Here is a 13079-nt window from a genome sequence, read left to right as displayed (position 1 = left end):
GGGAGGGGTCTCAGCTGGTACGGATCGCTCGTTCAACCATACGTCACGACGAAGGTGGACGGCGTCGACTTCAGACCGACCGTCGCGCGATGAAGCGCGTCGGCGATCTCCGTCAGGTCGGCGCGACGCGAGACCTGGGGCGACGTGAAGGCGGCAACGAGGTCGGCGTTCAGGGCCGCGTGGCGCGCGGCGACGTCGGTTGGGGCCATGGCCTCGAACATGAACGTGTCGCCGCCGTGGGTCGCCGAGGAGCCGGGCCGGAGCGCCGTGATGCCGGCGCGCCAGGCGTCGGCCAGGTCGGCGGCGGCATCTGGCACGAACGGGTTGTCGAGCGTGATCGATGCGAAGAACGCGTCCTCGACCCCGGTGAATGCGAGTGTGCCGCCAGTCGGTATCAACGTTGGCACCGTGTCGACCATGTCACTGAGGTATACTTGGAATGCGTGCGCCCATTTCCGGCGCGCGTCGGCCTTGCCGGTAGGCCAGCCCGCGAACACCGGCGCGCCGGGGTCGCCGAAGCGCTGTAATTCCTCAAGCAGCACCGCCGCCCTCAGCATGAGCACCCCACCGATCGGAAGTATGGCGTGTTGATGTGCTGACCTGGCACAACAAATGCATTAAATTTCCTGGTCCATCATACATTTTTACAGATTGTACGCGAACGAGGGGCATGATAAACGGATTTTAGGAACCCTTGGCAAGCTGGGCCTTGATAGAAAGCGTGGGGAAGACCCTGGTGGCGATCCTCCAGTCCCACCTGGATCTGGTGCTGCCGCTGGCGGGGGTGAACGTCCAGCTGGCGACGACGAAGCTGTTCAAGCAGCTGGAGAGCACCACGAATCCAACGATCACCGTCTTCCTGTACCGGGTGATGGAGAATCCCGAGCTGCGCAACGCTCCTCGACGGAGACTGAGCGATGGCTCGATGACGAGACCGTTGCTGCCGCTGGAGCTATGTTACCTGGTGACACCGTGGGGGGTGCGGGCCAATGACACGCCGCTCGCCGATCAGCTCGCGGCGCAGGAAGAGCACCGGCTACTCGGGATCGCGCTTCAGGCGTTCTACGATCACGCGGAGATCGGCCGGTCCGAGCTGGTCGAGGGCCCCGGCGAGCCGGTGTGGGAAGCTACCGACAACGTCCAATTGATACTTGACACTCTTCCGGTCGAAGATCACTATCGCATCTGGGACTCTGGAGAGCTCGATTATCGAGTGTCTTTGACCTATCGAGTTCGCGTCCTCGGACTGGAGCCCAGCCGGCATACGGTGGTGCCGCCGGTGGTGGACGCGGGCTTCGCGTGGCAGCCCGGTACGGGCACGGGGGCGACGTGATGGTGGCGGATCTTTTCGTGCACCGCCTCGCGTTCGCGCTGCGCGTCGACGAGCACTTCTCGCGCGAGCCGCTCGGCGAGCCCGTCGAGGTCCGGCTCGATACCGGCGAACCGGCGGTCGATTCGCTGAGCGGGAGCGCACGCCACAGCGATGGGACGTATCGCTGGGCGAACCTTTCCGACGGACTGCGCCGAGTGACGCTGCGCTCCGCGTCGGGCCGCTGGGTGCGCTGGGATCCGGCGCCGCTCGACGTCGTGGTCCCGGTTCCGGATCAGAAGACCGCGCTCGTCGTCGAGATGTGGCCGACGCCGCTCGCGGCAGCTCCGCCCGGGGTGAGCACGATCCGCGGCAAGCTGGTCGGCGCCGGGGTCGCCGGCCTGCGCGTCGAGATCGACGGTACCGGCGCGCCGCCGACCGGGCGGTGGACATTCGCCGATGCGCAGGGCGAGCTGATGTACCTACTCCCCGGAGGGCCGTGGCCGATGACCGCCGCGCGCCTGCTCGATCTGACCATCTCCATCCCCGGCCGCACCGTGGCCGGCGTCGAGGTGCTCCCCGGCCCGACGTCGTTCACGGGCGCGCAGTTCGCGATTCCCCCGCAGCGCGAGATCCGTGCCCGCTTCCACGTTCTCTAGAGGAGCCCATGCCCGAGTATCTGCACCCAGGCGTCTACGTCGAGGAGACCTCGTTTCGCGCGAAGCCGATCGAAGGCGTCAGCACCAGCACCGCCGGCCTCGTCGGCCGCACGCGCAAGGGGTCCGAGGGCCGGCCGACGCTCGTCACGAGCTTCACGCAGTTCGTGCGCGAGTTCGGCGATCCGTACTCGGTGCCGACGCAGCTTGGCGACTACCTCGGCCACGCCGTCCGCGCCTTCTTCGAGAACGGCGGCCGCCGCGCCTACATCGTGCGGGTGCTCGCCGCGGACGCGGCGCGCGCCGACAGCGTGACCGGGATCGGCCAGGGCACCGTGCTCCGCCTGCCCGCGACCGCGACGGTGGTCGGGCCGACCAACGTGCTGCCGCTCAACAGCCTGCGCAACGTCCAGGTGGGCTCGGTGCTCGAGATCTGGGCGCGCGGCACGTCGACGACGCCGGCGGTGCTGCGTTTCTCGGTGACCGTCGCGAGCTACGACGCGACGAGGAACACCGTGACGCTCACCGCGCCATTCGCCCCGGGCGTCGTGCTCAACCCCGCCGCCACATTCGTCCGCGTCGTGTCGATCCCGCCGCAGAGCGGCTCCGTCGCCGGACCGGTCGCGAGGGCGCGCCACCGCGGTGAGGGTGGCAACGACATCGCCGTCGAGGTCCGGCCGGTCGATTCGGTGCCGACGCGGCTCGCGACGCGCCGGTTCCAGCGCAACCGCCCGGTGATCGCGAGCTTCGCTGGCACAGGCCCGTCGGGCGCGGGCGCGAACACGTTCCAGCTCACGGCGGCCGAGTCGGTTCAGCTCCGCGTCGGGGATCGGTTCACGTTCCCGAGCGGCCCGACGCGCACCGTCACCGCGATCGCCAACGGCACGCTCACCGTCGGCGCGGCGCTCGCTGGCGGCCCGTGGGCGGCCGGCGCGGTGGTCTCGCTGCTCCAGCGCGGCACGACGCCGGCGCCGGCGCCCATCCCGCTCCATACGCTGACCGGCACCGAGTCGATCGCGAACGGCCTCTCGAACCCGACGCCACACGGCGTCGCGGCCGCGGTCCGCCCCGGCGACCAGATCCGGATCAGCGGCGGCGGCGGCCCCACGGTCGCCGCGACGGTCGCTGCCGGAACCACGGTGGCCGCGTCAGCGACGGTGACGTTCACGCCGGCGCTGGTGGCCGGCGAGGACTTCTCGACGTCGACCGTGCGCCTGATCGAGACGCACTCCACCGGCGCGACCACGCGGCTCATCGTCGGCGATGCGACCGGGCTCGTGGCGCCGTACCGCGGTACGGGGTTCGAGCCGATCGCGGTGACCGCCGGCGGACGCGCCGACGCATCCGCGATCCAGCTCGTCGATCCGGCGAGCAACCAGGTTTACGTCACGCGCGCGGACCCGCCGGCCGCCGGCTCGAACACGTTTCCCGACAACGCCACGAACGCGACCTGGACCAGCTTCGAGGCGTTGCAGGTGGTCGGCGCGAGCGCGACGACGCTCCCGGTCGCGGTGACCGCCGGCTTCTACACCGGCGCGATCGTCGAGATCGACGACGGCGCCACCAAGCTCTACCGCGTCATCACGGGCGTCGACCCCGGCAACCGGACGCTCACCGTCGGCTCGGCGATCCCGGGCCCGATCGACGTGCCCGCCGATCCGGCGCTCCGCAAGGCGTACGTCCGCGTGCTGGAGATCGACCTCTTGGTCTACGAGCGGGACCTCGCGACCGGCGCCGCCGCGCTGAAGGAGACGTTCGCCGGGCTGACGTGGAACGCCGATCCGAACGCGCAGTCGCTCTCGCGCTATTACGTCGCACGGCTCAACGACCCGGAGCTCGGCTCGAAGCTCATCACGCTCGACCCTCCGACGCTCTCTCCGACGCTCGACGCGACCGGCCAGCCGACGACGGACAACGGCTTCTCGGTGTTCCTCGCGGGCGGCTCCGACGGCAGCCCGCTCACGGCGGTCGACCTGATCGGCAGCGACGACGGCCCGAACCAGCGGTTCGGCATCCAGGCGCTCGGCGAGCGCACCGACATCGCGCTCGTCGCGGTGCCCGGCGTCACCGAGGAGATCGTGCAGCAGGCGCTGATCACGCATTGCGAGCTCTTGCGCTACCGCTTCGCGGTGCTCGACGGCCGCCCGAACCAGCCGGTCGTCACCGACATCCTGTCGCACCGAAACAACTACGATACCAAGTATGCTGGCTACTACGCGCCGTGGCTGACGACGGTGGACCTCACCACCGGCAAGACGATCGTGATCCCGCCGTCGGGCCACGTGCTCGGGATCTGCGCGCGCGTCGACAACGAGCGCGGCGTGCACAAGGCGCCGGCGAACGAGACCGTGCGCGGCATCCTCAACATCGAGCTCCCGTTCACCGACGGCGAGCAGGACGTGCTGAACCCCGTCGGCGTCAACCTGACACGCGAGTTCGAGGGCCGCGGCATCCGGCTATGGGGCGCGCGCACGCTGTCGAGCGACCCCGAGTGGAAGTACGTCAACGTGCGCCGGCTGTTCATCTTCCTCGAGCACTCGATCGACCGCGGCACCCAGTGGGTCGTGTTCGAACCGAACAACGAGGCGCTGTGGGCGCGGGTCAAGGCGACGATAGAGGCGTTCCTGTTCGGCGTGTGGAAGACGGGCGCGCTGATGGGCACGAAGCCCGAGGACGCGTTCTTCGTGCGCTGCGATCGGTCGACGATGACGCAGGACGACATCGACAACGGCAGGCTGGTCTGCCTGATCGGGGTCGCGCCGACGTACCCTGCCGAGTTCGTGATCTTCCGCATCGGCCAGTTCACCGCGTCCAGCAACCTCGCGTAACGGAGCACTCGAATGGCCACCAAGCGCAGCAATCCGTACTCGAACTTCAACTTCATCGTCGAGGCCGATGGGATCGGGGAGATCGGGGCGTTCTCCGAGGTCAGCGGGCTCGACAGCGAGAACACGCCGATCGAGTACCGCGAGGGCATGGATGCGGTGAACGCGCCACGCAAGCTCCCCGGGATCGAGAAATACTCGAACGTCTCGCTCAAGCGCGGCATCACCGGCTCGCTCGCGATGTGGGAGTGGCGCCGCCAGGTCCGCGACGCGAGCGCGACGGCGCCGCCGTCGAAGACCGTGCGCGTCAAGCTGGTCAACGAGAATCACGACGTCGGCGCTCCAGCGATGACGTGGGTCCTGCACGGCGCGTGGCCGACGAAGATCACCGGCCCGAGCCTCAACGCCAAGGGCAACGACATCGCGATCGAGCAGGTCGATCTCGTCGTCGAGCGCCTCGACATCGAGTGAGTCGCCGGCCATGACGTCCGAGCTGCGCAGCATTCCGGGGGTGCCGGGGGCGTATCGCCAGATCGCGAGCCGCGTCCCGGATCTGCCGCGCGTGCGCACGGACGTCGCAGGCTTCGTCGGGATCGGCGGACCGAATCGGATCGGCGAGGCGGTGCGGCTTGACGACTGGCGCAGCTACGAGCTCGTCTACCTGCGCGACGAGCGCGGCGCCGAGCTCCCGCGGCCGCCGGGGAGCCAGCTCGCCGACTGCGTGCGCGCGTTCTTCGCGAACGGCGGCCTCCGCTGCTGGGTGGTCAACATCGCCGCGACCGTCGAGGTGTCGCGCACGGGCGAGCTGCTCGCGGACATGCTCGGCTTGTACGGGCGGACCGGCCTCGAGCTGCTGCTGCTCCAGCCCGACGTCGCGATCGTCGCGCTCCCGGATCTGCACGCGACCGCGGTGGTCACCGACACGGCGCGCGTCCCGCTCCCGCCGCTCGCGGATCAGGGCGCGTTCGTGTGCTGCCCTTCGATCCGGATCCTCGACGACGCCGTCGATCTCACGTCGCAGGTCGCCGGACCGCTGTTCAACGACGCCCAGGTGCTGGGCGCGCAGCGCCACCTGCTCGCGCGGGTCGCGCGCGAAGCGTGGCGGGTATTCGCGCTCGTCACGCCGCCGGCGGGCCGCACGGTGAGCCAAGCCGAGGCGTGGCGCGCCGCGCTCGCCGACGGCGCCGATCCCGACGAGCTGGACTGCGCGGCCCTGTACTGGCCGTGGCTGCAGACGATCGATCGGGTCGGCGGCCCGATCTCGGTGCGGCCGCCGCTCGGCTACGTCGCAGGGATCTTCGCGCGGCGCGACCTCGCCGCCGGCCCGCACGCCGCGCCCGCGAACGAAGCCGTGATCGGCGCGATCGGCACCGAGGTCCGGATCGACGACCGGATCGACGAGCGGCTCTACGCGCAGGCGATCAACCCGTGCCGCGTTTTCCATGGCCGCGGCGTGCAGCTGTGGGGCGCGCGCACGCTGCGCTGGCGGAGCCCCGCGTCGGCGCTCGATCGGCCCGACGCGCTCGGCTTCGTCAATGTGCGGCGCTGCCTGTCGTCGATCGAGCGCTCGGTCGAGCGGATTGGCCAGATGTTCATGTTCGAGCCGAACGGCGCGATCCTGCGGTTCGGCCTGGTCCAGGCGGTGGCCGGGTACCTGATCACGGTGCATCGCGCCGGCGCGCTCCTGGGCCGCACGCCGACCGAAGCGTTCTTCGTGCGGTGCGACGATAGCCTCAACCCGCCTTCGGCGATCGCGGGCGGTCAGGTGGTATGCGAGATCGGCGTCGCGATCGCCGCGCCCGCCGAGTTTCTGGTCTTCCGCGTCGGTCGGAGGGCCGGCGTGATCGAGCTGCAGGAGGGCGTGTAATGCCGCTCACCCAACCCGCTGTCGCATTCAACTTCCTGGTCACGATGTGGGACTGCCAGGGGCCTGGGTTCTTCGGCATCGACGCCGCGGGCGCCGGCGGCTGGGGCGTCGCGTCGCGCGTCGCGAGCGGCCTGGTCAACATGGCATCACAGCTCCTGCTCGGCGCGTTCTCCGAGGTGAGCGGGCTCAATGTCGAGCTGGAGATCGAGGCGTTCTCGGCGGGCGGCATGAACGCGGCGCCGATGAAGTTCGTCAAGGCTGGGAAGCACCCGAACCTGGTGCTGAAGCGCGGGGTCACGTTCAACACCGATATATGGGACTGGCATCAGCAGGTGCTCTACGGCCAGGATCCGATGATCCGCAAGAGCGGCGTCATCCTGCTGCTCGAGCGCGGGAGCCTGGTCAACAAGGCCGGCCAGGGCAGCGGGTTCGATCTGCTCGCGCAGCTGACGCGGCCGCCGATCGCGGCGTGGTTCTTCGAGCGGGGGCTGCCGGAGCGGCTCACCGGGCCGCAGCTCGAGGCCAAGAGCAGCGCGATCGCGATCGAGCAGCTCGAGATCAGCCACGAGGGGCTCACGCGGGTATCGCTCGCGGCGATCCCGGGGATGTCGGATGCGGCGGCGGGCGTCGGCGGGCTCGTGAGCGCGGCCGCCGCTGGCGCGACGGCCGCCGCGACCGCGGGCGCCCTCGCCGCGGCGCGCGGTGACGACGACAGCAAGCTGCACGCCGATCCCCACTACGATCCGCGCGCGGCGGGCGCACCGCGACCGGGAGGCGGTTGAGCATGGCGCTCCAGCACGCGACGCTGAAGATCGTGTCGTCGCTGGCCGGCGCGGGCAGGACGCTGTACGCGCCGTACCAGACCGACGGGATCCCGGTCCGCTTCAACCCGAGCGAGTACACGCTGACCCGCAATCAGACGTATGCAGACGTCACGATCCCCGGGCTCGAGACCTCGATCGTGCAGTTCGTGCGCGGCGACACGCAGACGCTGTCGCTGGAGCTTTACCTCGATCGCAGCGATCGCGTCGCCCATGTGGCGGCGCCCGCGCCCGCAGGTCCGGGCGCGCAGGGCGCGTCGCCGATGGGCGGCGGCGTGCCGTCGACGGCGTCGTTCGACGGTATCGATACCGAGCTCAAGCTGCTGCGGCTGCTCGTCACGATCGACTCGGGGCTGCACGCGCCGCCGGTCGTCGAGTTCAATTGGGGCAAGCTGAGCTTCCGCGGGGTCGTCGCGACCTACAGCGAGAGGTTCCAGATGTTCGACGAGGCCGGCAACGCGCTGCGCGCGCGCGTGACGCTGAGCCTCAAGAAATACATGCCGCCGAGCCTCCAGGCGCGCGCGGCGTCGCCGCAGTCGCCGGATCGTACGAAGACGCGCGTCGTCCGGGAGGGCGAGCGCATCGACGTGATCGCCGTCGAGGAATACGGTGACGCGATTCACTGGCCCATGATCGCGCGCGCCAACAAACTCGCGCGCCCGCGCGTCCTCGTCCCCGGATCCGTCCTGCTGATCCCCCCCCTGTGATCCCATGCCCGTCCAAATCGACAAGATTGACAGCGAAATCGAGATCGTCCCGTCCCCGGCCGGCGGAGAGGAGCGAACCAGCCGCAGCGCGGGCGGGGCCATGACCGCGTCGCCGGTGGCGCGCGACGGGCTGCGCCGCGCGGTCGCGAAGGCGCTCGAAGAGGAGCTGCAGGAATACCTGCGGATTCGCGGATGACGACGGACCCGATCACCCAGTTTTATGCCCCGCGAGCGCGGCTCGTGGACGCCGACAGCGAACTGGTGATCGGCGGCGGCCGCGGTGGCAGCTCGACCAGCGACCCGGCGCTCGATCTGATCAGCGCGCGCGTCACGCTCGTGAACACCGGCGTCGGCCAGCTCCAGGTCGTGCTCAATAACCAGGTGTTCGGCACGGGCGACGACGGCCTGCCCGTGGTTCCGCCGTGGCTATATAACGGGCTCGATCGTCTCCGGTTCGGCCAGCGCGTGCGCCTCGACCTCTGCTACGGCGACCAGCCGTGGACGAAGATGATCGTCGCGCAGATCAACGACATGCAGTTCTCATTTCCGTCAGGCGGCGGCGCGCAGGTCACGATCACCGGCGAGGACCTCCTGTGCCTGTACAAGCGGAAACCAGCCGCGGATCAGCGGTACCCGGCGGGCCAGAGCGAGGAGCAGATCGTCCGCGACGTGGTCGAGCGCGCCGGCGGCGCGCCCGCGTTCGCCGGTACCGCCGTGGTCGACGGCGCGCGCGGCGACGACGGCTGGCGCGAGCTCCGCGGACCGCTCGTCGCGTGGCCGTCGATCACCGAAGAGCTTCCGAGCGTCACGCATCAGAAGTCGCAGACGTACCTCCAGTTCCTGCAGTCGATCGCCGACAGGCTCGACTACGAGATATTCGTCGACTTCGCGAAGAACTACCTGCCGCGCGACCAGCCAGGCGAGCGGCCACAGGCCCAGACGGAAGGGACGGGTCCCGTCGACCCTGCGCCGAACGAGGTCCTGCTGCACTTCGAGCCGGCACGGTCGCGCTTGGGCGGCGGCGTGCCAGGCTTCGTCGTCGAGCTGGCGTGGGGGTTCAACCTGCTCGAGTTCACGCCGAAGCTGAAGGTGTGGGACCTGGTGACCGCGGTGAGCGTGAAGGGGCGCAGCCCGGCGACGGTCGACCGAGTCGCACACCAGATCGACGATGCGTCAGAGGTGGACGCGATCGTGACCGCCGATATGGGACGCTTGCCGAACGAGCCGTCCCTGGTGCCCGCGACCGCGCTGCGCCGCGAGTTCTTCGCCGACGTGCCGTCGGAGGCGCCGCTCGAGGTCGACTTCACGAACCTCGGGCCCCAGCGCGCGCGCCTGATGGCCGAGGCCAAGCTGCGCGAGAAGGCGCGCGAGCTCATCACCGTGGAGGCGTCCACGCTCGGCTTCCCGTCGATCCGCGCCGGTATCCACGTCAACATTACAGGCTTCTACGCGCCGTTCGATGGCCTGTACTATGTGACCAAGGCGGTCCACTCGTTCGACAGCGGCGGGTATCGCACGCAGCTCTCGCTGCGGCGGCCGGGGCTACAGCCACCCGGTGACTACATCTGGTCGCTCGCGCGCGAGCGTCGCGCGGGCGCGCCCCCGGAGGCATTATGAGCAGCAGCGACCTATTCGCACGTCTCCTCCAGCTCGAGGAACGGCTGAACCGCCTCGCTCCGCAGTATGGAATGGTGTACGCGAAGGTCCGGGCGATCAACAGCGACGGGCTGGAGCTCGACTACCTGTCGACGTCGATCGATGCGCCGTCGGCGCCGGCGCGGATGGCGGCGCCGATGGCGGGCAATGGCCGCGGCGCGTTCTTCATGCCCGAGGTCGGCGACGAGGTCGTGGTCGGGTTCGAGATGGGCGACGTCAACCGGCCGGTGATCCTGGGCGCGCTGTGGAACGATCGCGATCAGCCGCCGGCGAGCGCGGACAACAGCCCGACCAACAACACGCGCACGATCGTGTCGCGCAGCGGTCACCAGATCACGCTCGACGACTCGCCCGGCGGAGGTAGCATCCTGATCCGGACCGCCGGCAACTTCGAGATCCACATTGCCGGCGATCAGCTGTCCATCAAGACAACCGGGAACATCGCGTCCACCCGGATCTTCCTCGACGGCGTGTCGTGGAACCACATCCATCCCTCGGGGACCGGGCCCACCGGTACGCCCCAGTCGGCGAGCGTCTGATGGCGCAGAGCACGCAACCGCACCTTGGCTCGGGGTGGGCGTTCCCGGTGCGTCCGACCGGCGGGCGCCTGCGCTATGTCAGCGACGAGGTCGACATCGAGCAGGCGATCGGGATCATCCTAGAGACCTCGCGCCGCGAGCGCGTGATGATGCCGAGCTTCGGCGGTACGCTGCGCGAGCGCGTGTTCGACGCGAACTCGGTCGGGCTCGCGCAGCGCGTCGAGCACGAGGTGGCCGCGGCGCTGCGCGACTGGGAGCCGCGGATCCAGGTCGAGCGCGTCAGCGCGTACCCTGCGACCATTCAGCCCCATGTGCTGCTGATCGAGATCGATTACGTGGTGAACCGCACGAACGCGTTTTACAACCTGGTCTATCCATTTTACCTGTCCGAGGGGACGTAAATGCCGATCAAGTCGCCGCAGCTCGACGACCTGCGCTTTCGGCCGCTCTTCGAGCAACTGCGGCGTCAGATCCCGATGTACGCGCCGGAGTGGACCGATCACAACGAGTCGGATCCGGGCATCACGCTGCTCCAGCTGTTCGCGCACCTCGGCGAGCAGATCGGCTACCGGCTCAATCGCCTTCCCGAAAAGGCGTACATCGAGATGCTGAAGCTCATCGGCGTGCGGCTGCGGCCGGCCGAGGCCGCGCGCACGACGATCGCGCTCCTGCTCGGCAAGCCCGAGCTGTCGACGGCGGTCACCGCGCCCGCGGGCGCGACGATCAAGGCGCGCGGCAAGCCGTCGACGTTCGAGCTCGACGCGCCGGTGAACGTCGTCCCAGGACAGGTCGCGGCGCTCGTCTCGACGCTGTCAGCGGATCTGCGCGATCTGGCCGCGGGCACCGGCGCCCCGGATCCCGGCGCCACCGCCGCGGCCTACCTCGAGACGAGGTTCTCGCTCGCGTGGGACGGCAAGCAGCCGAAGCTCAAAGACTGGCCGCAGCAGGCGGTGCCGCTGTTCGCGCGCCCGTCCGAGGCAGGCCACGACCACCTCTGGATCGCGCTTGCGTTCAACCCGGCGGCGAACGCCGGCTTCCTCGGCCAGCGCGTGACGCTGACCGTCCAGCTTGACGATGACGAGCAACCGGACCCACGCGCGCTCGCTGATTGTAGCGCCCCGGAGATCTCGCCGCTCGCGGCGGCGGGGGTCGCGTACACGTTCTATCGTCCGCCGCGCCCCGGTCAGCCGACGGGCGCGTGGCTGCCGCTGCCGATCATCGCCGACACGACCGACGGCTGGACGCGCTCGGGTCAGGTGCGCTTCGACGTCCCGACGACGCTCGGCCCGATCCCCGACGGGGAGTGGCAGGATCCGCGCGCCGTCGCGCCGAAGACGATGGAGCAGATCTGCGCCGAGGCGACCGGCACCGGCACGCCGATGCCGGCGCCGATCCGGCACCCGCTGATCGGCGCGATCAAGAACCCGGTGAGCGGCGTTTCGAGCGTCGTCCCGATCAGCGGCTGGATCGCGGTCCACTTCACTCAGCGCAGCTCGCGGTTCTCGCTGCGCGCGCTGACGTTCAATGCGGGTCCAGCGACGAACGCGGCGACCGTGACGAACCAGCTGCTCGGCCGCGGCACCGGGCTGTCCGATCAGACGGCGCAGCTGCCGCACGGAAACGTCCTCACCGGCACGCTCGAGCTCGCGGTCGAGGATCCGGTGGATTTGCAGCTCCATCGCTGGTCCGAGGTGGCGGACTTCGACGCAGCGGGCGGCGACGACCGGGTGTACCTGCTCGACCCCGAGGCCGGCATCGTCTACTTCGGCGACGGCGTCCGCGGCCGCGTGCCCGCGTCGACGCGGCGAATCGTGGCGCTTCGTTACCGCCACGGCGGTGGCAAGGACGCCGAGGTGCCGGCTGGCGAGGTCAACCAGCCGCAGTCCCTGCCCAGCGCCATCCAGGACGCGGTGAACATCGTCGCGGCGCGCGGCGGCAAGGACGCCGAGACGCTCGATCAGGCGAAGCGCCGCGCCCCGAGCGCGCTGCGGACGCGGTCGCGCGCCGTCACCGGCGATGACTTCGAGGTGATCGCGAGCGAGACGCCCGGCGTGCGGATCGCGCGCGCGCTCGCCGTGCCGCTGCGCCGCCCGCTGGTCGTGGGCGGCGAGGACGCGCCCGGGCTCGACGTCGACACGGTCGCGAGCGGGGCGGTCTCGGTGGTGGTCGTCCCCGACGAACCAGGCCCGACGCCGACCGCGCCCGAGAGCGTGCTGCGCACGGTCTGCCGCCACCTCGATCGCCACCGCCTCATCACGACCGAGCTCTACGTCGTGCCGGCGCAGTACGTCCGGCTCTTCGACGTCGAGGTGATCCTTGTCGCGAAGCCCGGATGGTCGCAGGTCAACGTGCGCGACAGCGTGTCGGCGCGGCTCGAGCGGTCGTTCCACGTGCTCACCGGCGGCCCCGACGGCAAGGGCACCTCGTTCGGCGCCGTGATCCATCACTCCGAGCTGGTCGCCGAGGTGATGCGCAGCGACGGGGTCGAGCGCGTCGAGGAGCTCGAGGCGTGGTTCGACGGCGCGGCGCCGGCCCCCGCGGGCGAGGAGCCGCCGATGCGGTGGCGCGTCGAGCGCACGGTGCCGCGCCGGCTGACCGGCTGCCCCACCAGCCCCGAGGATACCACCGCGCTCACCCTGTTCGCCGACGAGAACGTGTTCGTCGACGCCTCCACCCTCAACGTGATCGTCCGCGACTGA

13 protein-coding genes are annotated in these 13079 nt (G+C 70.0%); 12 read left to right on the top strand and 1 reads right to left on the bottom strand.

Features of this window, described 5'->3' with window-relative positions; all coding sequences use genetic code 11:
- Positions 1-32: 32 nt before the first annotated feature.
- Positions 33-557, bottom strand: coding sequence for a hypothetical protein (locus WMF33_RS24945; RefSeq protein WP_437322181.1), 525 nt, complete (start codon positions 555-557; stop codon positions 33-35).
- Positions 558-721: 164 nt separating this feature from the next.
- Here WMF33_RS24945 and WMF33_RS24940 point away from each other — a divergent pair, with 164 nt between their 5' ends.
- The 12 genes from WMF33_RS24940 to WMF33_RS24885 are packed head-to-tail and all read left to right on the top strand — an operon-like array spanning position 722 to position 13079.
- Positions 722-1333 carry a DUF4255 domain-containing protein gene (locus WMF33_RS24940; protein WP_437322180.1) on the top strand — a complete coding sequence of 204 codons (612 nt, stop codon included), beginning with the start codon at positions 722-724 and terminating at the stop codon, positions 1331-1333.
- Positions 1333-1968 (top strand): hypothetical protein, encoded by a 636-nt coding sequence (locus WMF33_RS24935; RefSeq protein WP_437322179.1) that lies wholly within the window; start codon positions 1333-1335, stop codon positions 1966-1968. The genes WMF33_RS24940 and WMF33_RS24935 overlap by 1 nt, the downstream gene beginning before the upstream one ends.
- Before the next feature lie 8 nt (positions 1969-1976).
- Positions 1977-4793, top strand: a complete 2817-nt coding sequence (locus WMF33_RS24930) for a phage tail sheath subtilisin-like domain-containing protein (protein ID WP_437322178.1) — start codon at positions 1977-1979, stop codon at positions 4791-4793.
- Between the two features lie 12 nt (positions 4794-4805).
- Positions 4806-5261, top strand: coding sequence for a phage tail protein (locus WMF33_RS24925; protein WP_061629673.1), 456 nt, complete (start codon positions 4806-4808; stop codon positions 5259-5261).
- Between the two features lie 10 nt (positions 5262-5271).
- Positions 5272-6657 (top strand): phage tail sheath family protein, encoded by a 1386-nt coding sequence (locus WMF33_RS24920; protein ID WP_437322177.1) that lies wholly within the window; start codon positions 5272-5274, stop codon positions 6655-6657.
- Entirely contained in the window at positions 6657-7439 is a 783-nt protein-coding gene (locus WMF33_RS24915) for a phage tail protein (RefSeq protein WP_437322176.1), read from the top strand. Before WMF33_RS24920 ends, WMF33_RS24915 begins: the two co-directional genes overlap by 1 nt.
- A 2-nt stretch (positions 7440-7441) precedes the next feature.
- A complete protein-coding gene (locus tag WMF33_RS24910; protein WP_061629676.1) occupies positions 7442-8185 on the top strand; it encodes a CIS tube protein in 744 nt (247 codons plus the stop codon).
- A 4-nt stretch (positions 8186-8189) separates the two neighbouring features.
- Entirely contained in the window at positions 8190-8381 is a 192-nt protein-coding gene (locus tag WMF33_RS24905) for a hypothetical protein (RefSeq protein WP_061629677.1), read from the top strand.
- Positions 8378-9802, top strand: coding sequence for a phage late control D family protein (locus WMF33_RS24900; RefSeq protein WP_061629678.1), 1425 nt, complete (start codon positions 8378-8380; stop codon positions 9800-9802). Before WMF33_RS24905 ends, WMF33_RS24900 begins: the two co-directional genes overlap by 4 nt.
- Positions 9799-10380 (top strand): phage baseplate assembly protein V, encoded by a 582-nt coding sequence (locus WMF33_RS24895; RefSeq protein ID WP_437322175.1) that lies wholly within the window; start codon positions 9799-9801, stop codon positions 10378-10380. The genes WMF33_RS24900 and WMF33_RS24895 overlap by 4 nt, the downstream gene beginning before the upstream one ends.
- Complete coding sequence (locus WMF33_RS24890) at positions 10380-10781, top strand: GPW/gp25 family protein (protein ID WP_437322174.1); 402 nt, start codon at positions 10380-10382, stop codon at positions 10779-10781. The genes WMF33_RS24895 and WMF33_RS24890 overlap by 1 nt, the downstream gene beginning before the upstream one ends.
- On the top strand, positions 10782-13079 hold the full coding sequence (locus WMF33_RS24885) for a putative baseplate assembly protein (RefSeq protein WP_437322173.1): 2298 nt from the start codon (positions 10782-10784) through the stop codon (positions 13077-13079).

Origin of the sequence: Sorangium sp. So ce394, assembly GCF_051474665.1 — a bacterium.
In the GTDB taxonomy this organism is placed as follows: domain Bacteria; phylum Myxococcota_A; class Polyangia; order Polyangiales; family Polyangiaceae; genus Sorangium; species Sorangium cellulosum_D.
This window is presented reverse-complemented; position numbering and strand designations above follow the sequence as displayed.

What these genes read in the sequence shown, in the direction of transcription:
- WMF33_RS24910 (WP_061629676.1), top strand. Translation starts at nt 7,442, where the DNA reads ATGGCGCTCCAGCACGCGACGCTGAAGATCGTGTCGTCGCTGGCCGGC.
- WMF33_RS24935 (WP_437322179.1), top strand. Translation starts at nt 1,333, where the DNA reads ATGGTGGCGGATCTTTTCGTGCACCGCCTCGCGTTCGCGCTGCGCGTC.
- WMF33_RS24895 (WP_437322175.1), top strand. Translation starts at nt 9,799, where the DNA reads ATGAGCAGCAGCGACCTATTCGCACGTCTCCTCCAGCTCGAGGAACGG.
- WMF33_RS24920 (WP_437322177.1), top strand. Translation starts at nt 5,272, where the DNA reads ATGACGTCCGAGCTGCGCAGCATTCCGGGGGTGCCGGGGGCGTATCGC.
- WMF33_RS24915 (WP_437322176.1), top strand. Translation starts at nt 6,657, where the DNA reads ATGCCGCTCACCCAACCCGCTGTCGCATTCAACTTCCTGGTCACGATG.
- WMF33_RS24905 (WP_061629677.1), top strand. Translation starts at nt 8,190, where the DNA reads ATGCCCGTCCAAATCGACAAGATTGACAGCGAAATCGAGATCGTCCCG.
- WMF33_RS24885 (WP_437322173.1), top strand. Translation starts at nt 10,782, where the DNA reads ATGCCGATCAAGTCGCCGCAGCTCGACGACCTGCGCTTTCGGCCGCTC.
- WMF33_RS24925 (WP_061629673.1), top strand. Translation starts at nt 4,806, where the DNA reads ATGGCCACCAAGCGCAGCAATCCGTACTCGAACTTCAACTTCATCGTC.
- WMF33_RS24890 (WP_437322174.1), top strand. Translation starts at nt 10,380, where the DNA reads ATGGCGCAGAGCACGCAACCGCACCTTGGCTCGGGGTGGGCGTTCCCG.
- WMF33_RS24900 (WP_061629678.1), top strand. Translation starts at nt 8,378, where the DNA reads ATGACGACGGACCCGATCACCCAGTTTTATGCCCCGCGAGCGCGGCTC.
- WMF33_RS24945 (WP_437322181.1), bottom strand. Translation starts at nt 557, where the DNA reads ATGCTGAGGGCGGCGGTGCTGCTTGAGGAATTACAGCGCTTCGGCGAC.
- WMF33_RS24930 (WP_437322178.1), top strand. Translation starts at nt 1,977, where the DNA reads ATGCCCGAGTATCTGCACCCAGGCGTCTACGTCGAGGAGACCTCGTTT.